The sequence below is a fragment of the Pseudoalteromonas sp. CO109Y genome, from assembly GCF_004208935.1.
Lineage (GTDB): Bacteria > Pseudomonadota > Gammaproteobacteria > Enterobacterales > Alteromonadaceae > Pseudoalteromonas > Pseudoalteromonas shioyasakiensis.
On the sequence record NZ_SGPD01000039.1, the window covers coordinates 33,212 to 58,816 of the forward strand.

At 39.3% G+C, this 25,605-nt stretch carries 20 protein-coding genes; 9 read left to right on the forward strand and 11 right to left on the reverse strand.

Going from position 1 to position 25,605, the window contains the following annotated elements:
* Positions 1-324: 324 nt before the first annotated feature.
* From EXT43_RS16245 to EXT43_RS16255, 3 genes are all read right to left on the reverse strand, one after another.
* Positions 325-1,017: a hypothetical protein gene (locus EXT43_RS16245; RefSeq protein WP_130167437.1), complete on the reverse strand. Its 693-nt coding sequence runs from the start codon at positions 1,015-1,017 to the stop codon at positions 325-327.
* Positions 1,018-1,095: 78 nt separating this feature from the next.
* Positions 1,096-2,406: a BamA/TamA family outer membrane protein gene (locus tag EXT43_RS16250; RefSeq protein ID WP_130167438.1), complete on the reverse strand. Its 1,311-nt coding sequence runs from the start codon at positions 2,404-2,406 to the stop codon at positions 1,096-1,098.
* Positions 2,407-2,481: 75 nt separating this feature from the next.
* Positions 2,482-3,390 carry a LysR substrate-binding domain-containing protein gene (locus tag EXT43_RS16255; RefSeq protein WP_062565916.1) on the reverse strand — a complete coding sequence of 303 codons (909 nt, stop codon included), beginning with the start codon at positions 3,388-3,390 and terminating at the stop codon, positions 2,482-2,484.
* A gap of 113 nt (positions 3,391-3,503) precedes the next feature.
* Between EXT43_RS16255 and EXT43_RS16260 the strand changes: the two genes are divergently transcribed.
* Complete coding sequence (locus EXT43_RS16260; RefSeq protein WP_130167439.1) at positions 3,504-3,809, forward strand: hypothetical protein; 306 nt, start codon at positions 3,504-3,506, stop codon at positions 3,807-3,809.
* Between the two features lie 268 nt (positions 3,810-4,077).
* Here the strand turns inward: EXT43_RS16260 and EXT43_RS16265 are convergent, their stop codons facing one another.
* Complete coding sequence (locus tag EXT43_RS16265) at positions 4,078-4,359, reverse strand: antibiotic biosynthesis monooxygenase (RefSeq protein ID WP_130167440.1); 282 nt, start codon at positions 4,357-4,359, stop codon at positions 4,078-4,080.
* On the reverse strand, positions 4,356-4,577 hold the full coding sequence (locus EXT43_RS16270; protein WP_054563225.1) for a DUF2798 domain-containing protein: 222 nt from the start codon (positions 4,575-4,577) through the stop codon (positions 4,356-4,358). Before EXT43_RS16270 ends, EXT43_RS16265 begins: the two co-directional genes overlap by 4 nt.
* 81 nt (positions 4,578-4,658) lie before the next feature.
* On the opposite strand from EXT43_RS16270, the gene EXT43_RS16275 reads away from it, so the two are divergent.
* The gene (locus EXT43_RS16275; RefSeq protein ID WP_130167441.1) at positions 4,659-5,513 is read left to right on the forward strand and encodes a LysR family transcriptional regulator; all 855 of its coding nucleotides are present in this window, start codon (positions 4,659-4,661) and stop codon (positions 5,511-5,513) included.
* Between the two features lie 69 nt (positions 5,514-5,582).
* Here EXT43_RS16275 and EXT43_RS16280 read toward each other — a convergent pair whose 3' ends face one another.
* Positions 5,583-6,308, reverse strand: coding sequence for a hypothetical protein (locus tag EXT43_RS16280; RefSeq protein ID WP_130167442.1), 726 nt, complete (start codon positions 6,306-6,308; stop codon positions 5,583-5,585).
* Positions 6,309-6,689: 381 nt separating this feature from the next.
* On the opposite strand from EXT43_RS16280, the gene EXT43_RS20715 reads away from it, so the two are divergent.
* The 6 genes from EXT43_RS20715 to dndE all read left to right on the forward strand — a co-directional run bounded on the left by EXT43_RS20715 (position 6,690) and on the right by dndE (position 14,441).
* A complete protein-coding gene (locus EXT43_RS20715) occupies positions 6,690-6,863 on the forward strand; it encodes a hypothetical protein (protein WP_165385115.1) in 174 nt (57 codons plus the stop codon).
* Positions 6,864-7,235: 372 nt separating this feature from the next.
* The gene (locus EXT43_RS16285; RefSeq protein ID WP_130167443.1) at positions 7,236-9,275 is read left to right on the forward strand and encodes a DNA phosphorothioation-associated putative methyltransferase; all 2,040 of its coding nucleotides are present in this window, start codon (positions 7,236-7,238) and stop codon (positions 9,273-9,275) included.
* A gap of 120 nt (positions 9,276-9,395) precedes the next feature.
* On the forward strand, positions 9,396-10,481 hold the full coding sequence (dndB, locus tag EXT43_RS16290; RefSeq protein WP_130167444.1) for a DNA sulfur modification protein DndB: 1,086 nt from the start codon (positions 9,396-9,398) through the stop codon (positions 10,479-10,481).
* On the forward strand, positions 10,478-12,103 hold the full coding sequence (locus EXT43_RS16295; RefSeq protein WP_130167445.1) for a DNA phosphorothioation system sulfurtransferase DndC: 1,626 nt from the start codon (positions 10,478-10,480) through the stop codon (positions 12,101-12,103). Before dndB ends, EXT43_RS16295 begins: the two co-directional genes overlap by 4 nt.
* Positions 12,100-14,091 (forward strand): DNA sulfur modification protein DndD, encoded by a 1,992-nt coding sequence (gene dndD / locus EXT43_RS16300; protein ID WP_130167446.1) that lies wholly within the window; start codon positions 12,100-12,102, stop codon positions 14,089-14,091. Before EXT43_RS16295 ends, dndD begins: the two co-directional genes overlap by 4 nt.
* Positions 14,091-14,441, forward strand: a complete 351-nt coding sequence (dndE, locus tag EXT43_RS16305) for a DNA sulfur modification protein DndE (RefSeq protein ID WP_130167447.1) — start codon at positions 14,091-14,093, stop codon at positions 14,439-14,441. Before dndD ends, dndE begins: the two co-directional genes overlap by 1 nt.
* A gap of 59 nt (positions 14,442-14,500) precedes the next feature.
* Here the strand turns inward: dndE and EXT43_RS16310 are convergent, their stop codons facing one another.
* The 4 genes from EXT43_RS16310 to dptF are packed head-to-tail and all read right to left on the reverse strand — an operon-like array spanning position 14,501 to position 24,185.
* The gene (locus tag EXT43_RS16310) at positions 14,501-16,207 is read right to left on the reverse strand and encodes an AIPR family protein (protein WP_130167448.1); all 1,707 of its coding nucleotides are present in this window, start codon (positions 16,205-16,207) and stop codon (positions 14,501-14,503) included.
* Between the two features lie 51 nt (positions 16,208-16,258).
* Positions 16,259-21,313 carry a DNA phosphorothioation-dependent restriction protein DptH gene (gene dptH, locus EXT43_RS16315; RefSeq protein ID WP_130167449.1) on the reverse strand — a complete coding sequence of 1,685 codons (5,055 nt, stop codon included), beginning with the start codon at positions 21,311-21,313 and terminating at the stop codon, positions 16,259-16,261.
* On the reverse strand, positions 21,294-22,592 hold the full coding sequence (dptG, locus tag EXT43_RS16320) for a DNA phosphorothioation-dependent restriction protein DptG (RefSeq protein ID WP_130167450.1): 1,299 nt from the start codon (positions 22,590-22,592) through the stop codon (positions 21,294-21,296). Before dptG ends, dptH begins: the two co-directional genes overlap by 20 nt.
* 3 nt (positions 22,593-22,595) lie before the next feature.
* Positions 22,596-24,185: a DNA phosphorothioation-dependent restriction protein DptF gene (dptF, locus tag EXT43_RS16325; RefSeq protein WP_130167451.1), complete on the reverse strand. Its 1,590-nt coding sequence runs from the start codon at positions 24,183-24,185 to the stop codon at positions 22,596-22,598.
* Positions 24,186-24,580: 395 nt separating this feature from the next.
* Between dptF and EXT43_RS16330 the strand changes: the two genes are divergently transcribed.
* The gene (locus tag EXT43_RS16330; RefSeq protein ID WP_130167452.1) at positions 24,581-24,841 is read left to right on the forward strand and encodes a hypothetical protein; all 261 of its coding nucleotides are present in this window, start codon (positions 24,581-24,583) and stop codon (positions 24,839-24,841) included.
* A gap of 60 nt (positions 24,842-24,901) precedes the next feature.
* Here EXT43_RS16330 and EXT43_RS16335 read toward each other — a convergent pair whose 3' ends face one another.
* Complete coding sequence (locus EXT43_RS16335) at positions 24,902-25,498, reverse strand: class I SAM-dependent methyltransferase (protein ID WP_130167453.1); 597 nt, start codon at positions 25,496-25,498, stop codon at positions 24,902-24,904.
* Positions 25,499-25,605: the final 107 nt, after the last annotated feature.

The following is a 25,605-nucleotide window of genomic DNA, read 5'->3' on the forward strand; positions in this document are numbered from 1 at the left end:
GCGAGAAACGAGAAGAAAGCCCGTAGGACTGGCTTTAGCCGGGAATGGTTTGAGTAAGTGACGAGTAACGAGAAACGAGTTTCGAGGTGCGATCTCACATCGCGTCATAGCGCTAAAGCCCAGCGCCTATGTTTCCCCCCGTAGGCGTGAAACTTGTTTCGCGCGAAATAAATTTCACGCCTACAGTATCGTATTTTACCTAAGCAATGTGCTGGCACAAACTAACTTAAAGCTTAGAGTTTTCTTTCCCCTTTCACTTTTACTCTCGCTAACTTTACTCTCGCTAACTTTACTCTTTCCCCTTCCCCCTCGCTAACTAAACACTCACTTAACCACTGGCCGTGGGCGCATTAACCAATGGAAAATAAATATCAAACCAAAAAACACCGACACGGCTAAAACACACAATACAATAATATTGGTTGGTAAAAACGAATCGGTGCTGTAGCTATAGCGTTTTAGCTCTTGCTCAGCGCTTAACTTAGCTCGTTCGGCTTTGCTAGGTAAAACAAACTCATGAAACGAATCTGTTGGTTTTGCTTCTGTACGGGCAAGTTGCGCACTTTTTTGCTGCCATAACATATCAAATTGCTGAAACTGAATTTGCTTATTTTCAAGACACGATTCAAGGTTTTGCAGCTGTAATGAACGAGCTGTACAACGTGGCGGCATAACATAAAAGCGCTCCCATGCAGCTTGTTTGCTGATGTAGGCTTGCTCTGTTAATGGCTTTGCCAAGCTGTTTTCAAGCTCTGTAATATCAGGGTTATACAACGACGATTTAAGCTCAGCAATTTGCTCTTCACTAAAACAGGTTTCGGATATACGCGCCGATAAGCTTTGAATGCGCTGTTTATAGGCTTCAATTTTGTCGAGAAGATTGGTTTTACGCAGGGCTATTTGCAGCTCTATACGTTCGGCTTGCATGCTTTGACATGCTTCTGAAGGAGCACTTTGCTGCGCCCAAGCAAAAGCGGGCAACAACAAGGCTGTTGTCATTAAAATCCGTTTAATCATTAATTTACGTCACTGTAAAAGTTAGGGGTACAGATTAGCAGTTTCTAGTAAAACTGCAACAAATCTGCGCCAAATTCACTAAAAAGGCTGATCTATCATTACCCAAAAATTTGCTCCTTCTTTTGAATTAGCAAGCTCTGTTCGAACGACTAATCCCGACATCATAGCTCTTAACGAAACACCATAGTCATAATGGTAGTCTTGCCATAATGCATCAAAGGTTAAATGAGGTGCCACTCGACCCGCTTCTACAAAGCCAACTAACTGAAACCAATCCAGCTTCAAAAACTTTAACCAATTTACATCTGCTATTGGGTTATATTTAAGGGTATAGCGATATTCGAATGCCCCATAAATAGCGGCTTTGTCATGAAACCGATAAAAGTCATAACCCCGTAAACGCTTAAATCCTCCTAATGTAGCGCCTTCGTTGTACGGTGCTGCATCAGAGATAAACTTAGTGCCATCAAGAGTGTGATTTACTTGCCAACTAGGTGAATAAGCAGCCCAAAAATTAAATGCTAAAATACGCTGATGAGCAAACTCACTTGCCCCTAAAGAAATAAACTTACTGCCATTAAACTGCCACAAATCCCAATCATAAATATCGTCACTCCCTGGCATTGATTGGCTATAGGCAAGATACTGCCTGCTTCCGTAACTTGGGTTAGTTGCAAAATCGGTGTTGTCATAGAGCAGGCCAAATTCCATTGCTGAAATACTGCCATCTTGTGTACCCTCATTAAATTCAAAGCTTTGCGAGCGCCTAAAATAGCGTGCAGTTGCAACCATTACACCCGATTCCAACGGGTTCCACTGTGCCCCGCCCGATGGCTCAGAAACCAACAAGCCGTTTTTTAGTTGGTAACGCACCATACCTGTTTGCGATGTTGCGCCAAACGGTAAAGCGTATTCGATGCGAGCGTCAAACCAATTAGAGCTACCATCGGCTTCTAAATACACCTCGTTTGAAGAGTCATTACTACCGGGGAACACGGCGTTGTCAGCAATGGGCACTTTATGGCCTCCGGTATAAGCTCGCTGATCAGGAAAATATGCAGCCATACCACTGGCACTAAAATACCAGCGTTCTGAATCTAACACCTTATAGTTAAACAGGCCTGCCCACGCGCCTTCGCTCACGTCACCTTTAAACGCAGTAGCGCCAACGGTCATTTGTGGTTGATGGTAACCTTTGATCATGCCACCCACACCAAAGTTAAGCCCCATGGTATCGGTGCTAAATAAGTAGGGAAGCACTAAAGACTCGTGCTTTTTATTCGCGCTCTCAACACGCTCAATACTTGCTTTTACACGGGAAATATCAGCATTGGCCGTTAGGCTTGCAGCCACACAAACGACACAAAAAATAACTTTAAAGTTAAGCATTACTAGCTCCTTTAGTAAGCGACTTAAATAAGCATAGCTGGTGCTTAAAAACTTTAAAATGATTTAACGCAAATGTTACTGATGAAGTTGATAAAACTGCTGATCATCTAAAGCAAATTGAGCAAGCAACCAATCTTTAAACAGCTGCACTTTTTGCCATTTAAAATGTTCGGGCGGCGCAGCAAGGTAGTACTTATATTGGCAGTGATACTCATAGTTTGGATAAATCTCTAGCTGACCAAGTTGCAGTTGAGTTTCGATTAACCGCCGCCTTACCATTGCAATACCTTGCCCTGCTAACGTGGCTTGAATAACCAGTGCAGCGTTATCAATTTCAAGTGCGGGGAGCGCATCTGGGCTTACAGCTAATTGCTGAGCCAAAGTTAACCAACCGCGCTCTGCGTCTGGGCACACATCTTTAATTAGTTTCTGTGCCAGAATCTGCGGTTTAAGGGGTTTATTAACATCAATGGCACCGGGTTTATAAGCCAAAAATAGGCTGTCGTCGCTGATAAGCTCACTGTGCAAACCTGGGTAGTTTCCTTGACCAAATCGAATGCCTAAATCAACTTGCCCCGCTGAAAAGTCGGCAAGTTGATCGCTTGGTTCAATACGCACTTTGATATTGGGGTATTTGTTTTGAAAATCACTAATACGGCCCAGTAACCAACCACTGGCGAACGAAGGCAGCACAGTTAAGTTTAACGTATTCGGGTGGCTATCTTGGCTAACAGCCTGCACACCTGCCTGTAAATGACTAAAGCCCTTAAGTACATGGGGTAATAGCTGTTCGCCTTGGCGAGTCAGCTCAACATAACGGGTATGACGAGTAAACAAGCTGCAATCAAGCTGTTGTTCTAACAAGCGAATTTGTTGGCTAACCGCAGCTTGGCTAACAAACAATTGCTCTGCCGCAAGCTTAAAACTACCTAACTCTGCCGCGTGCTTAAAATACCAAAGGCTTTTTAATGGAGGTAACTGCATACGCATTTATGGTTAATAAAAACTTAAGCATAGGCAATTTTTAATCGTTTGTCAGTAGTAGTAACACGAGTAATACTCATATTGCCAACCGCGACAAGACAAGGACAACCACCATGAAATACTTAATTATTTTATTACTTTTATTTGCCTCAAGTTTTAGTTATGCCAACCAACCCGTAATTACTCAGCTTGATACCGATGAAGGCTACCCTTATAAAAACTTAATTAAAAAAGTAGAGCGAGTAGAAATTCGCTATGTAGAAAACAGCCATTCGGTGACCTGCAAAGTCAATGTGCAAACACTGCACAACCAATACATGGGCAAAGAACAAACAGTCTCAGCCAAGCTATTTGCAAAACGCCCAATGGCCGCGTGTTTAACCCGCGAAAAAGCTAAGCAAATCCTGCATATGCTGTAACCATTTCAACCTTGTGAAACTAGGCTACGAATAGCTGTACTTCCCCAGTAGCCTAGTTTTTTTTAGCTGACGGCGTGACCTGTTTTGTCTGACGGCTGAACACTCTTTTATGTTTTATTCGGCACTAAAGTACCTCCTACAATACCTCCTACAAGATTGTTATTGCAGAGAAGAACACACGACCTAACAACCCCACAGGTCGACTTTCCCCTAGTACCTAGCCCCTAGAGCCTAGCTCCTTCCCCCTAGCATCTCGCTAACTTTTCTCTCAACACTCCTCTACCTTCTCTACCTCAACCGGCTCTGCCAAGGCATTTTCATAAAACGCGAACACAGCCTTGGTATAAGGCTGAGCATAATGCTCATCAAGGGCGGCTTGCGATTCAAACTGCTCAACTAAAAACAAACAACGCTGCTCTTTGCTTGCAAACAACTCAAAACGATTACAACCAGGCTCTGCACGAGTGGCTGCTAATATGGCCTGTAAACGCCCTTTACAGTCGTCAAATAATGCCGCCTTTGGGGTAATTTTTGCCACGATATTAATCATACTGACTCCTTACTATATAACTTTAAAACCAATGCCCGAATAGGCGGGGCAACCGTAAAAGCCACCACAAACGCAGCAGGCCATGCATTGGCAAATGCCTTCATCCAACTTAGAAAAAATGTATCGCTCAGCCCTAAGTTGACATAAGTGACCCATGCCGAAAGTAAAAACGACATTAAAAACGAAAATGCCGCAGTAAAAGTAAAATGAATTTTCATATGTCCTCCTTGGCGTTACTATATTTGCATTGGCCTAGTGGCAACAGTCACGAAAATGCAAACTAAGATTGAGGGAGTCGTATGCTGGATGATCTGCATTTATTTATTGAAATAGCGCGCCGTAAAAGCATGAGCCAAACAGCAAAAGATTTAGGACTGAATCTATCGACCCTATCAAGGCGCATTCAGGCGTTAGAAGAAAAACTCGCTGAGCCATTACTGCAACGCACAGCCCGAGGCATTGTGTTAACCGCCAAAGGCGAATCACTGTATAACGAGTTAGGCGAACAAGTGCTTGCTCTTAACAGCCAGCTTGAGCAATTAAATGACTCGCCCGCCGCAAAAGAGTTTTACCTGTTGTGCCCACAAAACATCATTGCGGGCCCACTGATAGGGGCAGTTAATCAGTTTGCGATGGCAAACCCTGCGCTAAACCTCCACATTTACCCAAGTAATGCCAACAGCCAACTAAGCCAAAAACGTTTTGACTTAGCTATTCGCATCGGCGAACAACAAGACTCAAGCTACTTTCAAAAGCGCCTAGGCATGATCGCAATAAAGCTAATTAAAAAGAAAGATGCCCCAACATCAAGGCTGATACTGCCCTATTCAGAGTCACAACTTCCCAGCGGTTTACTAAACAAATTAAAAACCGAGTATAAACAAATAAGCTTTTGTTTTGATATTACAATCGCCAGAAAAATGGTTGAAGCAGGCTATGGCATTGGCTTACTACCCATGAGCGAAATATGCTGTATAGAAGACACCAGCAACTTTAGTTATATCGACTCCCCCCACAACATTCCCGCAAGGCCAATTTACGCCCTCTGGCCACATTCACGCACGCCATCAGCGAATGCCCAATTGTTGATAGAGCAACTTCAAACCAGTATTGCAGACGCACCGAGTTTACAAGGAGAAGTGTTGGTGCTGTAGTTGCGAGATGCGAGATGCGAGATGCGAGATGCGAGGCATTGTAGGTCGGGCTTTAGCCCGTTTAACAACTCAATCTTTAAACCAACGATAAAGACCAAACACAAACAACATGGCCGCAATGCCAGCCAAGGCTAATTGCCAAATTTTAAGGTCATTCAACTTTGTTAATTGCGGACCAACACTCTCATTTAAAGGAGCCGAAGCTTGTATAACGGGTGCTTCGATTACCGAGCTTTTTATCGCAACTTGGCTTGTGGTTTTATTTGCATTAATTTCTGTAATGGTCGGCTTTACAGTAATAACAATATCTTTATAGTCTGCTTTAGCTTTACCACTCCAAGCAGATTCAAATAGCGCCTTTTGCTCAGCTTTATTTTCGCTACACCATACAAAATCAGCTTGCTGAATATTCTTCGCTCTACAACGATCAGGTAATTGATAAAATTGCCCCCAAGCATGGCGCTTTTTATTGTCATTATATGAATTTGAATACACCGTAGAGTTATGTACTTTGGTGTTTAAAAGTGCGGTAGGGTTCGAGCGATACGTATAATTACCGCCATTACCAGTACTTCTTTTTGGGTGTTTGCAGTGTCTCGCCAGCAGCGTAAAAAGCTCATCTAAACGTTGATTCCACCGTTCACCTTGCCTAGCCGTGTAGCTACGATTCATTCTCTTACGAATGTCCTCGCGCTCAGCCTCAATGCTATCACAGCGACTCTTTGAATATTGCTCTTCAGCAACCGTGTTGAAACTCGCAAGCAAAGTAGCGAGAAATAAAATCCATTTATTCATAGCATTACATCTGTGTAATTTGGTAGGCCACATTGTACCAGTTTTAGGGTGTGGAAAAAGTGGCCATTTAACTATTTATTTTGTTATGTCGCGTTGGCGACGGCAACCAAAGAGAAGTAAACGCCGACTTCTCTTTGGAATCTCTCGGCGCCCCAAGGTTCACACTGTTCCCTCAATTTGAATTAATTAAATGAACGTAAACAGCGTAGATAGACCATCCGTGGCCAAGCTACGCTTTTTACAGCATCCATGCTGTAAATTACTCATAATTAATTCAATTTCGGGTGCGAACACGGGGTAAATCAGCATCCTCTACAAGGCTAAATTTGTCGATGTACAAAGAGTTATGTATATTAATTTTAACTTAGCTGAGAATTTAAAATGACAGAGCAAAATCGAAAAGGTGTTTGGCTTAGCAGTAAAGATGCGATGAAGCACCTTAAAATAAGTGCTTGTGAATTAATGCACCGCCGTGAGCAAGGTTCGCTTAAATTTGAAAAACGCGGCCGCGCTTATTTTTATTATTTACTCGAACCTCATCAGACCTCTAATTAACTCATAAGAACCTATAATAGGTCCAAATTAATTAAATGCTCAACTCAACATGAATAAACCATTGCTTATTATAGGCTCAGATAAAAAATATTTTGATTACTTAGAAGCAAACCCCAGCGCATTTCTAGCCAATATTCAAAGTAATAGAAGCCCCAGCTATTTTGTTTTACATCGAACAACTTGTAGAACCATAAATGGGTCAACACATAAAGATAAACCGGGCGCCTTTACCGAGAGAAGTTACATTAAACTAGTAAGCCATGATTTAAATAAATTAGAAGCTTGGGGTTTGAAAGAAGGTTTTATAAAAGATAGATTCAAATACTGTAAAACATGTAAAGTAGGTCTATAAATACGAATTTAAATAACCCTATGGACTTTCCTGAATACAAGCAATTAATTAAAAGCCTAAAGCATGGGAAGTCTTTACCCACCGCTGTTTATCTTCATAAATCTTGTATCGCAGAATGCTTGCCAGAGGCCCTATCAGCATTAATAAATACAACAATAAAAACGTTAGAGGTTGATGCTGATTGGAATCTAATAAAGCTCTATAAACGTGATTTTAAATTTACCCTGCTCGAGTACCCAAGTTTTGATCAAAGCTCATACCCAGAGCTTCTAAAAAGCCACACTATAGACATTTACGAAAACACGGCAAAAACGACAGATTACAGTAGCTCTGCTAACCCACCAATACTACATCGCAAAGAAACATTCGTTTTACCAAACTACCCTAATTACAAGCTCTTTAAAGAATTAACGAAAGAAGGTGAGCAAATAGGCCTTTATCAAAACACCAAAAGTATTGGCTTCAAAAAACAATGGCAAAACTTAATAAAACGCAAAGGCTACAAGTTAGATGAAAATGGCAGACTTCATCAAGTAGCTAAAATAGTTGAATCAAAAAACCCCGAACAACCACAACAAATACAGCGACACCTAACAGCTATAAACAGAGACAGATTATCAGCACCATTCCAAAAGCTTGCAAAGTATGGCTACTTAAATGGTGACTATTCAATACTCGATTACGGTTGCGGGTTAGGTGACGATGCGACCGAGCTTGAAGCTCATGGACTAAACATTAATGCCTGGGATCCTGTTCATCGTCCTAATGCAATTAAAACACCATGCGATATTGTTAATCTTGGTTTTGTACTCAACGTGATTGAGGATCAACAAGAACGCCAAGATACTTTAAAAGATGCTTACCAATACACAAATAAGCTATTACTTGTTTCTGTCATGCTGGCTAACGAAGCTAAGCAAGAGCACTTTAAGCCATACAAAGATGGTGTGATAACTAGCCGTAATACGTTTCAAAAATACTTTAGCCAAGCGCAAATACGCTGTTATATAGAGCAAGTTCTAAAGGTAAAAACAACTCCATTTGGGCAAGGTATCATTGCCGTTTTTAAATCTGCAGAACTTGAAGAAGCACACCATCTTGAACTGCAATTTCAAAATTATAATTGGCAACACATTACACAACGTCCATTACCTAAGGTTGTAAATAAAGCTGAGCAAATATCGTTATTTGAAAAGCATCAAAACTTATTAGCTGACTTTTGGCAGTACTGCTTACACTTAGGCAGAATGCCTGCCAATGACGAATTTGAACAAAGCCCCGCAATTAGGCAAATATTTAGCAGTCATAATAAGGCATTCCAGTTATTGCAAGGCTACTACGACCAAGCCGAGTTCAACCAAGCAAAAACCAAAAGGCATGACGATTTACTTGTGTATTTTGCCCTTAGTCTATTTGGAAAACGTAAAGCTAAAAGCCATATGCCAGCAAAGCTTACCCGCGATATAAAAATACACTTCGAAAGCTATAATCATGCACTCGAAGAAGCTAAGTCACTGCTATTTTCAATTTCTGAGCCTGCCAATATTGGTAATGCATGTTATCAAGCATATGAAAATATAAAACTTGGCGAACTGCACGACAATCATTCTTACATTTTGCCTACCCGCTTTTTAAACCAACTCCCTGCTATTTTACGTGTTTACATTGGCTCTGCAGCGCAGCTTTATGGCGACATAGACGAAATAGATTTAGTAAAAATACATATGCGCTCGGGCAAGGTGACCTTTTTAAAATACGATGACTTTAATAAAAAGCTGCCACTCCTCACGATGCGAGTAAAAGTAAAATTACTCGAACAAGATATAGACTACTTTTTCTATGGCGATGATTACCCAAATCAACCCATGTACAACAAAATTGATTATTTACAAAAAGGCAGTAGTGAATACAAAAGCCAGCAAAACTTCGATAAGAAACTAGCAGCCATGCTCAAAGGAGTCGAAAAATCAGAGTGGCCAAACTGGCCAATACTGCAAAAGGTGTTTGAGTATTGGAAGATAGAATTAAAAGGAGACCGTTTTATAAAACTAAAACATTAAAATCCTATGAAAGTTTATTTAATTTGCTAAAATAACCTCTTTTAAAGCAAGTTTTATGTAGAAATATTACGTAAGGTACGTAATAATATTACGTAAACCATGCATAATGGACTTGCACCAATGAGTAATTTAGATTCAAACTATTGTTACAGCTTCCCTGCTGTAAGAGGCCAGCAAGCTGGCAAACCTTTTTACATTGCTACCTGCCCGCTTCGACTTATCCCGAAAATATTCGTTTATGATGAAGAAGAAGTCCCTGTCGAATTACGAGCGCAGCGTACTTTAAATAAAAATCGTATTCCTGAAATGGCGCGTTACTTGGTTGATTCTCCAAATGATTATGTTTTTTCAGCAATTACCGCATCTGTTGGCTCAGAAGTTGATTTTATAAGCACTGGTGATGGTATTAACTTAGGAACATTAAAAGTACCTATGGATGCCCAAATACTTATAAATGATGGCCAACATAGACGTGCCGCCATTGAAGAAGCTATTAAAGAAAGACCAGAGCTTTGCCAAGACAACATCGCTGTACTTTTCTTTGTTGACGAAGGCCTACAACGCAGTCAGCAGATGTTTGCCGATTTAAATAAGTATGCCGTAAGGCCAAGTGCATCTTTGTCGACCTTGTACGATCACAGAGATCAAGCCGCTGAGTTGGCTCGTTACCTTGCTTTAGAATGTGAACCATTTCTGGGCTTTACAGAGTTTGAACGCTCTGCAATTGCAGCAAAAAGTAGCAAGCTTTTTACCCTTAGCGGTATTAAGCAAGCTAATAAAGCCTTATTTGGTAAAGGCCTTAAAGAGGGATACACCGATGAAGAGAGAAAAATAGCGGTCTCATTTTGGCGCAATCTAAACCAATATATGCCTGAGTGGCAGCAAGTAAGAGACAAACAGCTTTCAGCGACAGAGTTTCGACAAGAGTACATTAGTGCTCATGGTATAGGGCTTCAAGCTTTGGCAATAGTAGGCAACGAACTACTAAAACTCAGTGAGCCTGAGCAGAGTAAATGTTACACTCAGCTACATAAAATTGATTGGCGAAAAGCAAACCCAGCTTGGAAAAACCGTGCTATGAACCATGGTCGACTCTCTAAAGCCGTTTCAAATATATTTTTAACAGCCATAGAAATAAAAAAACAAATTGGCTTAAAGCCCTCTGTTGAAGAGCTAGCTAAAGAAAAAGAATTGTTAAATACATGACATTATTAAATCAGTACGATCTAGACGACTATATCGAGTTTATAGAAAACGAGTCATTTGCAGGTGGAAAGCTTCATGAATTTGTAGCTAATACGCAGCGAGTGTATATGGCCGACAAACGTCCTTGGGTTATAGGCTACAGCGGTGGTAAAGATTCATCAGCTGTGATGACACTCGTTTATTTTGCGTTATTAGGATTAAAGCCCGAAGATCGCCATAAGCCTGTATTTGTTGTTGCATCAGACACCCTAGTTGAAACACCTATGGTTGTTGATCACGTCGATAAATCTCTAAAACTTATTGAAGAAGGCGCAAGACGCGAAGGTTTACCAATTTCTTCGCATAAGGTTGTGCCTAAATCTAACAATACTTTTTGGGCAAACTTACTAGGCAAGGGTTACCCGGCACCAACGCGTAACTTCCGCTGGTGTACTGAGCGAATGAAAATTGATCCGGTAAGTACATTTATAAAAGAGCGTGTTAGTGAATATGACGAAGTAATCGTTGTACTTGGCTCTCGCTCTCAAGAAAGTGCCTCTCGTGCCCAAGTTATCAAAAAGCACAAAATTGATGGCTCTGATCTTGCTGTACACACTACATTAAATAATGCATTTATTTACACTCCAATCGATACATGGAGCGTAGATGACGTATGGAAGATATTACGTCTTTGCCATTTAAAAACGGAAGAAACACCATACGGCACAAAAAATAAATGGCTAGATAAATATGACCTTGAATGGGAAAACCCATGGGGTGGTAAAAACCTAGTTTTATGGAATCTATATAAAGACTCATCTGGCCAAGGTGAATGCCCTCTCGTTATTGATGAAACAACGCCATCGTGCGGTAACTCGCGCTTTGGATGCTGGACTTGTACTGTTGTCACCAAAGACCGCGCAATGGAGAGCTTAATTCAAAATGGTGAGCAATGGATGCTACCACTGTTAAAGTATCGCAACATGCTTTCACGCAGTACTTCACCAAAGCTTAAAAAGAAATATCGCAACCATATACGCCGTGATGGTCGACTTGCATTTAAAACATTAAAAGAAGACAAAGAGCGCGTACTTACCGACGATTACACAACGGGCCCTTACTTATTAAAATACCGTAAACATGCCATGCGTTTGCTGCTTAATATTCAAAAGCAGTTTAATGAGCAAGGTAGAGATGTAGAGCTAATTACTGTCGATGAGTTGCACGCTGTACGTCACGAGTGGCTTAACGATCCTAACGAGCCTGATTGGGACGATTCATTACCTGCTATTGTATTTGATATTTTAGGTATTAAGTTAGACTGGACGATTGATGACTCAAACCAATTCAGCTTTACCGAAAGCCAGTTATTACATGACATCGCACCTAAATATGGCGTGTCACCGCAAATGGTTAAAAAGCTGATCGATGTTGAAAAACAAATGAGTGGGCTTGCTCGCCGTACCGGTATATTTAATCGAATTGGTCGCCTAATTCAGCAAGACTGGGAAAGCGCAGAGACTATTATTGCCTCTAATTTAGATATCCGACAAAAGCAAATGCGCCAAAGTAATGAAGTAAAAACGCTTGAAGACGAGTTAAAGCAAATAAACGCAATGTTAAAAGCTGAGGGCATAGAATGATTTTTAAAACACTCACGCTTAATAACTTTCGAGTTTTTAATGGCGAAACCTGTATCGACTTAACACCTCGCAAAGAAGGTGTTTTTGAACGCCCAATTATATTATTTGGTGGTTTAAACGGTGCAGGTAAAACATCAATTCTAACTGCAATTCGTTTAGCATTACTTGGTAAACGCGCACTTGGTGCCGTGATCACTAAAAAAGACTATCTTGCTTATTTAAATGAACAAACAAATAACACTGCTTTAAAAAGTGATGAAAGCGCACAAGCACGAGTTTCATTAAGCTTTACACACACTCACCAAGGCGAACACAAGCTTTATGAGGTCACACGTCAGTGGCAAGCAGAACAAGATGAAACATTAACGCTTACAATTAATGGAGTGCTAGACACTTCTCTTAATAGCGAACAGGTGCAAGCTTTTTTACATGAATTAGTGCCGCCGGGGATTGGCGACTTATTCTTTTTTGATGGTGAAAAAATTGCAGAGCTTGCCGAAGACGACACAGGCTCGTACTTAAAAGAAGCAGTACAAAAACTGCTTGGTATCGACATAATTAATCGCCTTGATTCTGACTTAAGTATTTACCTTAAAGGTTTGGGTGCAGAAGCAGCTGACAAAGAAACAATCAAAAAGATTAATACTGCCGAGGCCGAAAAAAAGGCGATATCAGAACAAGTTAATGAAGCCCAACAAAATGCAGACCATATCGGAGTTAAGCTTACTGAGCTTAAAACCCAAATAGCCTCTAAAGAGCAAAGCATTCAAGCGCGTGGCGGCGCTTGGGCAAAAACCAAAGATCAAGAAGAAGCCAAAGTATCTGAACTCATTGAACTTGAAAAAGAGCTCACAGCTAAAATTCGCCAAGAATTAAGTGGCTCATTACCAATGGCTTTAGCACCAACGGCAATGCAAAGCTTAATTGAGCAGCTAACAAAAGATCAAAAAATCAAACAAGCAAAAGCATTTGGCAATGAGCTGACCCAAGCTTTACCTGACTTAGAAGCTAAATTAGCAACGCAATTTAGCACTCAAAGTAACGATATTATGGCAACGGTAAACAGTTATTTTGGCCAATTAGTTGCTCAAAGTAGTATGGAATCGCCTGAGCTTGATATTTCTGATTCTGAGTTTGCGCTTATTCAAGCACAGGTTACTGATGCTCAAAAGTCACAGGCATTACTAAAAGAGCTAACACAAGCCCTTGAATCTGTTCAAAATAAGCTAAGTACCTTATCAATAAATATTGAACGTGCACCAGATGCAGAAGAGCTTAAGGACCTATACGAATCGTTACGAGCCCTTGAAAAACAGCGCGATGCAATTAGCAAAGAGTACATTAGCGAATTACTTAAAGCGAAAGACCTCAAAGCGAAAGAGCTCGAGTTGGCAAAACGTTTAGAAAAGTTCTACGCGAAGCTAAAAAACAAACACTCATCAGACAAAGCTGTAGAGCGAGTAGAACAAAGCCAAAACGTACTCCACGAATTTAAAGAAGCACTTACTTCACAGCGTGTTAGCCAGCTTGAAGAGCTATTTGTAAAGGCATATCGCAAACTTGCTCGTAAAGAAGATTTAAAGCTATCAGCTAAAATTGACCCTAACAGCTTTGATGTAAACCTTGTTGATGCCGAAGGCTCAGTGATTAACCGCAAATCAATGTCTGCAGGTGAAAAACAGATTTTTGCTTTTGCTATTTTAGAGGCACTAGGTAAGCTTTCTGGCAAAGTACTACCTGTGGTGGTAGACACGCCTCTTGGCCGATTAGACTCAAAACATCGAGATAAGCTCATTAAGCACTACTTCCCTGAAGCCAGCGAGCAAGTAATTTTACTATCAACAGATACCGAGGTAGATGAAAGCTTCTACCAAGCTATTGAGCACAAAGTGTCTCACGCGTTCGAAATTGAATTTAATCAGCAAACTAGTAGCTCAACTCTTCGTGAAGGTTACTTTTGGGCTGAACTTGCACAGAAGGCCGTATAATGCTCCCACAAACTATGTGGCTTAATAAAGCCGTTGAAGAACAACTACAAACACTAAAAGGCAAAACTGGCGTTACACCAAACGTTGCTGCCCGTATTGCTTTTTTTCGCTCGGTTGAAAAAGGCTTTGTATTTGATAAAGACACTGATTATAAGCTCTCTGGCAGCCTAAAACTGGATAAACACACTTGGCTTGGTAAAACCCAACAAGTAACCGAGTTATTACTAAAGCAGCGTTATCCTGAGTATTCTGATAAAGAGTTACAGATGGCATGGGCAGCTCATATTGAAGATGGTATTTCGGCAATTAGAAACCAAACAAATCTAAAAAACCTAATTGATTATTTATAACTTATGTTTGCTGCATGATTTCAAGTTGAAACCTTGCAGCACACTCTATATCTAAGGATTTAGTTGGTTAGCCCTAAGTGCTCCATGAATTGCTTCTTAAATTGAGCAGAGCCAAGAGCTTTTACTGCGGTGACATCATCGTTTTCAGCTATGTAATTCTGAAGAAAAGTTTCCAAATCATCTATGAGTTTCTCGAACTTCTCGTTTTGAAAAAACTCTTTGAGGTAGATTATATATGCATATTTCAACTGATTTCCATTTAGCTTTGATTGCTTGTAGCACCTGATAATTTGAAAGTAGCTGTCGATCAACTTAGGTGCTTCACTTAAATCAAAATCTTCTATGAAAAGCTTCCTGTAATTCTCTTCAAAAAGGCCTCTCGTACTACTAGTTGTTTTTTCTGGCTGACCACCCTTTGCTTTTAACAATTTAGCAAATGTCTCCATATTTATAGTATGCTTATACTCTTTGTCATCCTTTGGTCCGGTGTCTCCCGTTTTCCTTGCGTATGCAATATCACACTCATCTAGATATCGCTCGATTTCTATCTGCTCGGTTGAGAGCGACTTCAAATCAACAGCTTTAATAGGGTTTTGACTGTTAGTATATTCGGCAATCTTATGGGCTTCATTTGCTTCTCCATCAGGCATAAACATTCTGACTAAAACTTCAGCATCATACAAATATTTCTCTAGGTTTTCAGGTGACTCTTTATTAAATTCATGAATAGTTCTTAACGTCTGTCCTCCATTTACGACCTGCAGCCCGTTTAATTTCACTTTAGACCACTGCTTCCCAGCCAATGTTTTTGATATTATGTTCTCTGCTATTAAAGTGATGCCGTTGTTATACATAAAAAACTTTTTTGGATCATTTTTTAGTGTCTTAGCGATGTTTTTATTATACTTTGATCTTTTAACTAAACCTCTGACGTTATCAAACAACACGCCAAAGTCTAGGTTTACAGAGTGTAACGAATCAGCGTCTTCAATGTTTAGTTCATTACGTAACTCATGGGAGTTGCATGTAATTCTGAGAATTTCACTGCATTTGACTCTTGCTATAAACGACTTCGCTGATGCCTTGTTGTCTTCGCTATAGCTCATCAAAGCTTCTTTATCTATGAGTAGCTGGGCATCTATATTTTCTGGCCTAATAGTCATGAAGCTTGAAATAGTAGGCAGTGCAAGTGAGTTTATTCCAATTGCATACATTTCAGCCAAGCTTTCAAGCTCATAGTTCATTTGCTTAACTTCTTTAGCTTCGTTACTAACCTGATAAAGTTCTACTTTCCAGTCATCGTTTGGCCGATTAAGTACGCTTGATACAAATCTAATTTTTTCTTTAATATCTTCAGGATACTTATCCAGAGCTCCACTTCTTTCCTTTATAGCGAAATTTAAAAATTTGGTCGAAATAAAGTTGTCATTCAATTTCTGATTTTTATCTGGGTTAAAACTATTCCTGTACTTAAAGTTAAATAGTTTTAGCTCTAGTTTTTCATCGTCAATATAAATAGCATCAACACCACAATCGTCTACTGCACGTTCAAATACCAATTTATTGAAATTCGTGTCTATTACGCAACTAGCTAACTTACCTATATCCGACTCATTGCAGACCTGTTCTAAAATGTAAATATAAAAAGACAGCCTGCGCCTTTCAACTTCAGAAATATCTAATTCCAATCCCAAGTGATCTGACAACAGCTTGAAATATTTGTCTAGTTTCTTATTTAAAATTATATAATCATGCCTCGTGGCCATAAAATCTCTCTTCAATTATTATGTAACTTTTTAACACAAACAGTTAGCGGACTAGTTATCTAGCTCCCAAAATGCTTTATCTTTGATACGTTTAATTTGCTTTTCACCGTTGATATAAAGGCTAGTATGTTTTTCTAGCTCGCGAATATTTTTCATCAGTAGCTCTTGCTCTGATTTATCATCCACATTGAATATGCCTTTAATATCTTGATTTTTAATTTGCGCTACGCGGTGCACTATCCAACTTAAAATGTACGCAGAATAGTCGTTTTCACCGGTTTTAAAATGCGTAATATCTTGTGTTGATAAGATGACACCAACACCATATTCACGGCCTTCTTTTAGTATTTTGCGAAGGCTTGGAAAGTTCTGCGACATAAAATTGTCTGCTTCATCCACCAGCACAAGTTTAGTTACTTGCCTAAAGTCACCTTGCACTTCGGGCTTTCCTTGTTTTTGCATTTGCGAGTAAAACAAATCAAGCGTAAGTGCTACCACTAAGTTTTGAACTTCGCTTGGGTAACCAGCTAACTCTACAACCGTAATGCCATCTACTAGATCATAAAGCGACATACACTTGGAAGTGTCATCTTCAAATACTTCAAGCTCACAAACACTTTCTAGCGCAGCATAAAGCGAATCTTCAGCGGGCTCACTATCTAAAAATAGCGCCCAAAGGTCTGCCATTGTTGGTGCAGCTTTGTGCCATGTTGATTTGTCAGATTTATGAATACCCGCAAGGTCGTAAGCTTCACCTATAAGCTTACGTAATTTAAGCTGCTGCTTAGTACCTAAGTTGAATGCTTTACCCATCGTCTCTGAGAAACCGCGGGCAGTGTGCACAGGCAACATTGGCGTATCACCAAACAAACTAAGAGGGTTGTACGGGAGCTTATGCAAATTAAACTTTTTGCCACTCGTAGCATTTAAAAATTTATCATCCACATAATCTGACTTGTAATCAAAAATCAAAATGCCAATCGGTTTTCCCTCTACATTTTGATGTTGATTTCGATAAAGCTGAGTTACTACAGATTTAGTACATTGGGTTTTACCTGTTCCCATTGTGCCTATAATGCCTGAGTTGGTATTCATAAACTTGGCGGTATTTGTGGGCTCCCAATAAACAGGTTCGTTACTAGGTATAACATGCCCCACCAATACTTTTAATGGCTCTTTCTCTTTTCGCTCAGCCACTACAATCGGCCCATCTGCTTCAGCAACTTTAGGATATACAACTGGGGTTTCAGTATTGACTACAGGTGCATCATCACTCGTTTCGGGGTTGTCACTTGCAGGCTTAATGCTAATGCTCTCATCAGCTTGAGTACTACCATTCAATATATATTGTTCGGGTATATAGCAAAGTTCACAGCTTTGAATGTTGCTTAGCAAGCTTTGCAATGGTGTGCTGATAAAGCGATTTAAATTTGCGCTCGGTAATTTTATTTGCAGAATGTCGTCTTGTAGGTCGAATTCTTCTTTTGCAAATGAGGCATTTTCAAAAAATGCCATCATGAAACCTTGCGGGTACTCAGCTAAATCGGCAACTTGGTAGTCACCTTGTAACCACCATTCTCGCTGTGATTTAAGAGCATCAAAGTAATCTGGTTGATAAACTTTATATAATTCAAACTTATCAACTTGCATTAAAATTTGTCTTACGAATAGGCCGCGATATAAATGCCCTGCTAAGTCGTCACGGCCAAATAGGTTTTCAACTAAATAGCGCTTTAACTCTTTAGCTTGTTTAACGCCTTTATCATGAGTACGTTGCTGACCAATTTTCACTTCGAGCGGTAGCAAATACATGTTTTGATCTTTGAAACCAACGAACAATACATCGTCTGAAATAGCGCCGCTTTTAAAACCTTGAGCAAACCGCGAAAACTCACTTTCACTCATTTTTAAACCAACATTACCTGCTACGCGTAGCATTTCGGCCACGCTCATGGGTACCCAGGTAATATCGCTTTGGTGTAATAGGCAGTTAATGTACTTATAAGCGCCAATGATACTTTTTTTCTCTTTTCGCTCGTTATCATTGCAAGTGATCATTTTAAGCAACCACTCACCATTAAAGGCATTAAACTCATCAATTAAGCCTTTAACACCTTGCGAAAGTACTTGGTCGTATAAATCGCGGCGCTTTGTTACGGTGATTGCATCGTAATTAGCTGAATTCGAAAAGTTGTCTGAGTAATGTATTAGTACGGCATCTTTTTGCGATTTAAAAAAGTCGAGCGTTACTTTTGGATCAATAATTACTGTCCAAACAGAGCTCTCATAAACATCTTCTAGTAACTCGGTAAGCTTGCCCGCCACTTTTAATGCTAGACCATTATTGGTTTCATACTTTTGCCCGCACCAAGCTGCTTTGGCTAGATTATTAAATTGACTGCTCAGTTTGAGGCTTGGGTTATTATCTAACGCTAAATTCTGCAAACCGTATGTTGTAAGGTAAGTATTTTGCTCGTTATAGGCGGTTTCACCTGCTAATAAACCATGGCATGCAACACCCGACTTTTCGGTTAACACATCAACAGGTGTTGGCTCAACACTTGTGTCGTTACGAACAAAACTAATGTGCGCATAAGCAAAGTCAAGTTCACTTTCTAATTTGAACTTGCTGTAAGTTATACGGTTTTTAAGCATATCTGCTATAGCATCAGCTTTGTCTTTTTCACCGCTCAGCTCTGCAAGTTGCTTTAACTCATCGTAACTTGGCGCATCGGCAAACTCATCAAAGTAAGTACGCTGTAGTGATTTATCGTATAAATTTACATGGATCCGATTTGCATCGTCTGGTGTTTGTTTTTTTAGATAATCAACTAACCCTAGAAACAATGCTTTGTTATCGGCATTATTAATTGAGTTGATATGCAGAGTTTCTTTTTTGCCCTTACTAAATAGCACATCAAATGCTTTAGCAAACTCGCTTGCTTTTTGTCTTACCAGTGGGCGTACATAACCTAAACTAACGTCTTTATTTGCAACTAGATTACACCACATGCGATTGTCAGGCAGAGCTTGGTTGTATGCAAAACCATCTTTTGCGTGCCAAACAAAAGGTAATAGTCCTTCCGCATTTAAGCGTTTTAATGTGGCTTTTGGTAATGTATTAAAGCTTTTGTCGTTTTCATCACTCGCTTTAGTTACTAATTGAGTAAAATAAGCTAAGCATAGTGGGTGATATGGCGTTATAAACTCTTGCTCTTCAAACTCTGCGATACCAATATTTACTAGCATGCTAGACTCAGGCGAGAGTAATGCTTTGGTTTCTATTTTTTCTATTTCGCTTAAATAGCACTCAACCACATTTTGCGCCAAGCTTGTAAACTGTTTTCCCCAAGAGCATGTACTTATTAGCGCTTTACGTGCATCTAGATAATCAAATAGTTCGCTGTAAGCGTTATATAGTGATGGGTGAGTATTTTCGATATCGCTTAGCATTAATTGAGGTCGCTGCCCCACTGTAGTTGCTAGGGCCCTATTATCTTGTAGCTCTGCTTCCCATTTTAATAGCGTTTTACGCAAACCTTTAGGTGTTAGGTCTTTACCATCTAATACCACTTTCTCTTTTGCACGATTATAGAGACCGTTAAAATCATTGTTATATAGTCGGTTAAATAAATTAGTATCTAAAACTAATGGCAAAGATAGGCTGTCTGATGACACTGCGCCATCGACCTCAAAGTTCAAAATACTTTCGCCACTTTGGACGGCAAAGGTAAGTGTATCGGTTTCATTTGCAAACTCAGCAAAGTCAACTACTTGAGTTTGTTGAACCAAAAACGTTTGATTAGACTGAGTTACCTTAGCAGTACTACCCTGCTCTGAGACTTTAAGCATTCCAGCATTAGTTTGCAGTGTAATTAGTTGTTTTCGAGGTACAAGTAAAAAGCTATCAGCTAAGTCCTCAAGGAAAAATGCCCCTTTTGGTAACACAAGGATCCGGTATTTAAATCTCTCTTGCGGCTTTTCTCTTTTAAAGTCAACGCTAAAGTAAAGAGGCTGCCCAGAGAAAGAGCCTATAACTTCAACGACACTATGCTTTGCTGAGCGGTTATTTACATCTAGCGTAATTGGCTCTTTTGTGTGTTGCAGTTTTAATTCATTTTTTAAAATCTTGCCGCCAGTGAAGTAAGACTCTAATTTAAACTCAGACTCACCCTCTGGCATTTCAATGATTAGATGCCTTTCTTTTTTATTTTCACGAGCAATAAAAGTAAGGTTTTGCGCAATTTCTTTTTCAAATGAAAGTAGATTTTCTTTGTTATCTCTACGCTCTTTTAAAATTGCGCCAAAATCTAGATCTTGCCAGTTTTTATTATCACCAAAGTGCTCTGAGACAAACTTTTCACCAAGGTCTAGATCACCCAGCTTCTCAACTAGCTCTTGTGGGTATTTTTCAACAATTTCACTAATATTTTCAAATAACTGATGGTTTTGTGATAACCGCTTATCTATTTGTGCCGTATCATCCCAACCAATTATTGTGTTGTCATTAAATAGGCCCAGCTCACGAAATTGAATAACGCCATCTTCAAGTGCTTCAAAGAGTTCACTGAAGCCGAACATGGTTGCACCATCTTCAATTATTAATTTAAAGCGGTGTTCAAGTAAGCATTGAGAAATTTGATCCGTACCATTAATTGATGTGATCAATTCACTCAATGAATGCTTTATTGTAGAGGGGTGCCAAACCTCGCCAACATTGCCTAAGTCTCTTGCAGAGTTAATTAATGTATCTAAGTACGAGTTGTGTACTACAAGTAAAATGCAATCGCCCAGCTCTCCATCTTGGCTGGATATTAAATCGCGTAGGTGCGAAATATAGTTTTCACTTAGGCCATTTTCAGATTCACTGTGTACAACTGGAATGAGTTTTTTATCAGCTAGAGATAGAGCTTTAAATTGCTGGTTTATATCTGCCGTTAGTATTTCTACAGTCGTGTCTGCCTTTCTTAATAGGGCTTCATATAAGTTTTGGCTATTTGAGCTATCCGGAGAACGAAATTGAAAACGACTTTCGCCTTCAAAGCCCTTAGCTGCCCACTTACAAAAGTGCTCGACTAAAAAGTCTTCATATAGTTTTTTTGACATATACTGCATCCCCACTGTCACTCATTCGCTCAACATTACCCATGCGCTCAAATAGGTCTATTAAACATTCTTCACTACTTTTATCAAAAAATACGCCACGGTTTTGAAACTCAACTAGCAGCTCATGAAGTCTTAGCTTTTCTCTTGAGCCAATTGAGATATTGGTAAGTAATAAAAGGTAGTCCTGATTTAAAACAAGGTATGAACCAGCCCGTCCACGACTTTGTTCAAAAGGCTTAATTAAGGTTTCACGCGTTGCTTTTACAAAGTTATTAAAGGCTGTTTCACGTGTAGCGCCTTTCTTAAACTGCTCAGTAAATAACTTTATTAGGCTTGTTATTGCTTGATCTATATCTTCTGCCGGTAGTAGCTCACTAGTTAATTTACGGTCTTCATGAAAATCAGCCGCATAGTTGTTAAGCGCATCAATATCATTACTTGTTAATTCACCAACAAGCTCCCACAGCGGCACAATTGATGATTTAGCGTCTTGCAAGCTCTCGTTTAAAGCAAGATAAGGAAATAAAGCATAACTAGATTCAACAACTTGTTTGTGCCCATGAAGCTGCAACTTTGTACGCTCTTTACTTGCTTTTTCGCTATCAAGAATGAAATAACATGGCTTTACTTCTGGTTGGCTAGACCAACCACGTACATTTAGTGCGAGTTGTGCGGTGTATAAAAAGCCATATAGCTTTAAAAATGACTTAATATTCTGTAAAAAATGCTCTGGGTAACCTACTAAAAACTCTAAGTCTTTTTGAAAAAACTCACTAAGTTCAGGTAAGTATGGCTTGTTAAATTTCTTTAGTTTTTGACTTTTTTTAGTAACCAGAGGCGAATCAAATACAGTTTTGATTTCTCTTTCTAAAAAATTTAAGTGTGACGCTGGCGGCTGAGTTAATTGTAAATCGCCCAACAGGCCAACTAAAAAAGCTGTTAAACGCTCATCACCCGCATTGCTACTTTCTGGGTTTAATACTTTCAGAGCTTGCATTTCTGGCGAAATATTGAGTACTTGCTCGTTGTCGAAGTACATTTTTTCAATAATATGCCAAAAAGGCTCACCATCAAGTTTGTTTGTAATTTGAGTTTTACAAAGCAACTTAAAGTCATCTAGCGTATTAATCGTTTTCTCTAGCTCTATGTTATGTAATGACTTGATAAAAAAGCCAACAACGGTTTCCCATTCATACTTATTATTTGCACTGTTGGCTGAAACAGGAAAATAGCTAGCTGCACTGTTATTTTTAGGTTTTAATTGTTCAACTAATGGCATTGCTTATCCCTCACTTACCATTATTTCTTCGTCATCTAACTCTAAGAGGTACTTTTGCCCATCGCCGGTAATGACCAACTCATTTGACGATTTAGCTTCTTGAATAATTTCACTGGCTAATTCATCTAATAGAATAACTGAGTTTTTATCGTGCTTATTTGGTCGATAGCCATTATTAATATTCATTAACAAAGCTAATAAGTTGATGTTTATTGGTAAGGTAAATTTTGTGTTTTTCAACTTGAGCCGAGCATTAAAAAAAGCACTACTCGTTGTTGTATTCAACTTAACTTCGGCTAAATCCATTGATAAATCAGCAGGAGCAGCCACTTGATACTCGCCAAAATCAGACAGTAAGAAGTACTTCTTACCTAGTTTAGGTGCGTTTCTATTTATATAAGTTCTAATTGCTGCAATTAATATTTCGCGATAAAAAGCTTTTATTTCACTTTTTTGCTCTGGTGTATCTTTGAAATCTTTGTGGAGCTGATAAATTTCAATGTATTTATCAATCAAAGTAGCACTGAAATCAGGTTTGAATTGTTTGTGAAAGTTGTTTGCAAAATCTTCATATTTAAGAACATAAAACAGTCTTAAATATTGCGCCCCTGTATTTAAACCACTGATTCCAAAAGCTAGAAGAGCATCTTTAAATGCCTGAAACTCTTCATCAGGCAAGTTTAAGTCATAGGCAAGAATAAAACGGTCTATTTCTTTTGTTCTTGAGTTTGCAGGATCAAAATCTTCAATTTTATTTGCAAGCTCATTGTCACCACCTGCAAATAGGTTATCAAACAAGTAGCCATCTGAAACCAAAAGCTCATGAATAAAATCGAGTAACGCACGTGCAGTTAAAAACTGATCTCTCATTAACCTCGCTTTAAAAAGTAAATCAACAATTACTCGTTGTACTGATGGGATACTCAGAAGCTCAAAGTTTGTGATAATACGTTGTGAGCCAAAATCATTTAGTTGTTTTTCTTTTTCAACTAATTGCCTGATTATATTGTCATTTGGATGGGTGATTCGATCTAATAACTTTTGCGCAAACTCTGAGTCGTAGCCATGCTCGTGGATTGCAAACTTAGGATAATCTTCAAAGTTAATAAAGATAATGTCTTCAGTTATTGATTTACGATTAGTTAAATAGCGAGCTATAACAGTTTTAATGTTTTGATCTTTACCTTCCTCTGCATAATTGCCCATCATGCCAGCATTGATGCCTACAACAAGAGGTGTTGATCCTTGATTGAATTTTTCAAAGACTTTGTCGAGCGTTTCAATAGCAGTACCTTGAGGATCAAAGCTATGAGTTGCATCTAAGTGGAAGTTAATTCGTTGACCGTATTGTTGCTTAGCTTTGGTTAATAGTTCTGATTTACCATCACCACTGCTACCACATAAAAATAGAATTTTTTTATCATTTGCACCAAAGCTCGAAATAGCTTTATTTACTGCTATCTCAATTGGCATTTGGATGTACAGGTATGACTTGATTTCATCAAGTAGAGACTGACGCTGAGCGTTTCTTTCTGTAGAAACAGCGTAAGGTGAAGACTTTGATAAAACGCTGAGTGCTTCTTTTAAGCGCATAAACTAAATCCTGTTACTGCGGCTTAAAGTGAATAAACCGCTCCATGGTTATTTCTTGATACTAAATGACGAGCCGTTAAGCCAGCATTAAGTTTAGGAACAATCTAGCATGAATAACCATGAAAAATATAGGTTTTTTCGATGAATGAAATAATAACTCTAATTTATCGAAGAGGATTTTAATGCAGAAATGCACTGCAACGGGTTACAATCAATTTTCAAGTTTTGTTTTATAAGACTAAAGAACTATCTAAAACTTTAACTCTTTTTATGATAACCAAGTGTTATTGAGCTTTTAAGGATATCAAGCTCTATGCAAATACCTAATATTGAATTTCATCTCCCGATTAGGCGGTTACTGGAAGCAGTAGCCACTTCCAACGTGGAGATAAAATATGAAAAAATCGCGCTCACTAAGGCGTCATCATTACGCTAGATTAAAAAATAAAGTTGTAAACCAAACTTACTTTGGTCATAGCAAAAACGATTGGCGTTGTGCACTTAAAAACAAAATTGGTTTTTATGCTAACACTGCAAAGTGCATTACTTCGACACTTAGCTCAAACCCAAGAAACAATAAATGGAATTCAAAAAGACATCAATTAACGCTGCAAGAACGCAGAAGTAAACTTGATGTAAAAGAGTTTAATTACTAAAGCTAAAAGGTCGGCAATTGCCGACCTTTTTGTTATTTGAACTTCGAAAACGCAGCCAAGCTACTTCATCGTTCTTCTGTGCAAAATGGCGTTTAGCCATGTTTCTGTGGCGCGCTCTGGGCGTTGGTCAGCGCTTTGCCAAGACTTGAGGATAAATAGGTCTGTGCCTTTAATAATGCTCTCAAGGGCTTGTTCGTTTAGGTCGGTAAATTCGCGACCGTTGTGTTCGCGCTCGCCGTCGCCGTATTTAAACGATACATACACGATGCCTTGTGGCTTTAATGCTCGGGCAAGGTTATTGAATGCTTCTGTTAAGTCGGTTTTTGCTACGTGAATAAGGCTCGCGCAGCACCAAATGCCGTCGTATTTGGCAACGTCGTTTAGCTCTAGAAAGATGCTTACTGCTACGTCTTGGTTTAAGTATTCTGACGCCAGCTTTGCCATAGCTGGGCTGATATCGAATGCATCTACGCTATAACCACGCTCTTTAAAGATGAAAGCATCGCGGCCAGAGCCACAACCGGCATCGAGTAAAGCGCCTTTTTTTGGGATCAGCGGTAAGAATTCGTCGTAAAGTTCATTAAGGTCTACATCGAGTGTGGCATCGACAAATGCTTGCGCATTTTGGTTGTAGTATTCGACGGTTTTGGATGCCATTTTACTTCCTTTATATTGGCAAGATTGCTTGGCGCTAAAATACCATTAAAGCTAGATAACGCAAAGGATGAAATGTGATTTTAGATGCTAAGAATCAACGATTTTAG

Coding starts and splice junctions, on each gene's coding strand:
- dndE (WP_130167447.1), top strand. CDS start 14,091: ATGCTCCCACAAACTATGTGGCTTAATAAAGCCGTTGAAGAACAACTA.
- EXT43_RS16250 (WP_130167438.1), bottom strand. CDS start 2,406: ATGCTTAACTTTAAAGTTATTTTTTGTGTCGTTTGTGTGGCTGCAAGC.
- EXT43_RS20715 (WP_165385115.1), top strand. CDS start 6,690: ATGACAGAGCAAAATCGAAAAGGTGTTTGGCTTAGCAGTAAAGATGCG.
- EXT43_RS16255 (WP_062565916.1), bottom strand. CDS start 3,390: ATGCAGTTACCTCCATTAAAAAGCCTTTGGTATTTTAAGCACGCGGCA.
- dptF (WP_130167451.1), bottom strand. CDS start 24,185: ATGCGCTTAAAAGAAGCACTCAGCGTTTTATCAAAGTCTTCACCTTAC.
- EXT43_RS16265 (WP_130167440.1), bottom strand. CDS start 4,359: ATGATTAATATCGTGGCAAAAATTACCCCAAAGGCGGCATTATTTGAC.
- EXT43_RS16285 (WP_130167443.1), top strand. CDS start 7,236: ATGGACTTTCCTGAATACAAGCAATTAATTAAAAGCCTAAAGCATGGG.
- EXT43_RS16310 (WP_130167448.1), bottom strand. CDS start 16,207: ATGGCCACGAGGCATGATTATATAATTTTAAATAAGAAACTAGACAAA.
- EXT43_RS16245 (WP_130167437.1), bottom strand. CDS start 1,017: ATGATTAAACGGATTTTAATGACAACAGCCTTGTTGTTGCCCGCTTTT.
- EXT43_RS16275 (WP_130167441.1), top strand. CDS start 4,659: ATGCTGGATGATCTGCATTTATTTATTGAAATAGCGCGCCGTAAAAGC.
- EXT43_RS16280 (WP_130167442.1), bottom strand. CDS start 6,308: ATGAATAAATGGATTTTATTTCTCGCTACTTTGCTTGCGAGTTTCAAC.
- dndB (WP_130167444.1), top strand. CDS start 9,396: ATGAGTAATTTAGATTCAAACTATTGTTACAGCTTCCCTGCTGTAAGA.
- dptH (WP_130167449.1), bottom strand. CDS start 21,313: ATGTCAAAAAAACTATATGAAGACTTTTTAGTCGAGCACTTTTGTAAG.
- EXT43_RS16260 (WP_130167439.1), top strand. CDS start 3,504: ATGAAATACTTAATTATTTTATTACTTTTATTTGCCTCAAGTTTTAGT.
- EXT43_RS16335 (WP_130167453.1), bottom strand. CDS start 25,498: ATGGCATCCAAAACCGTCGAATACTACAACCAAAATGCGCAAGCATTT.
- EXT43_RS16330 (WP_130167452.1), top strand. CDS start 24,581: ATGAAAAAATCGCGCTCACTAAGGCGTCATCATTACGCTAGATTAAAA.
- dptG (WP_130167450.1), bottom strand. CDS start 22,592: ATGCCATTAGTTGAACAATTAAAACCTAAAAATAACAGTGCAGCTAGC.
- EXT43_RS16295 (WP_130167445.1), top strand. CDS start 10,478: ATGACATTATTAAATCAGTACGATCTAGACGACTATATCGAGTTTATA.
- dndD (WP_130167446.1), top strand. CDS start 12,100: ATGATTTTTAAAACACTCACGCTTAATAACTTTCGAGTTTTTAATGGC.
- EXT43_RS16270 (WP_054563225.1), bottom strand. CDS start 4,577: ATGAAAATTCATTTTACTTTTACTGCGGCATTTTCGTTTTTAATGTCG.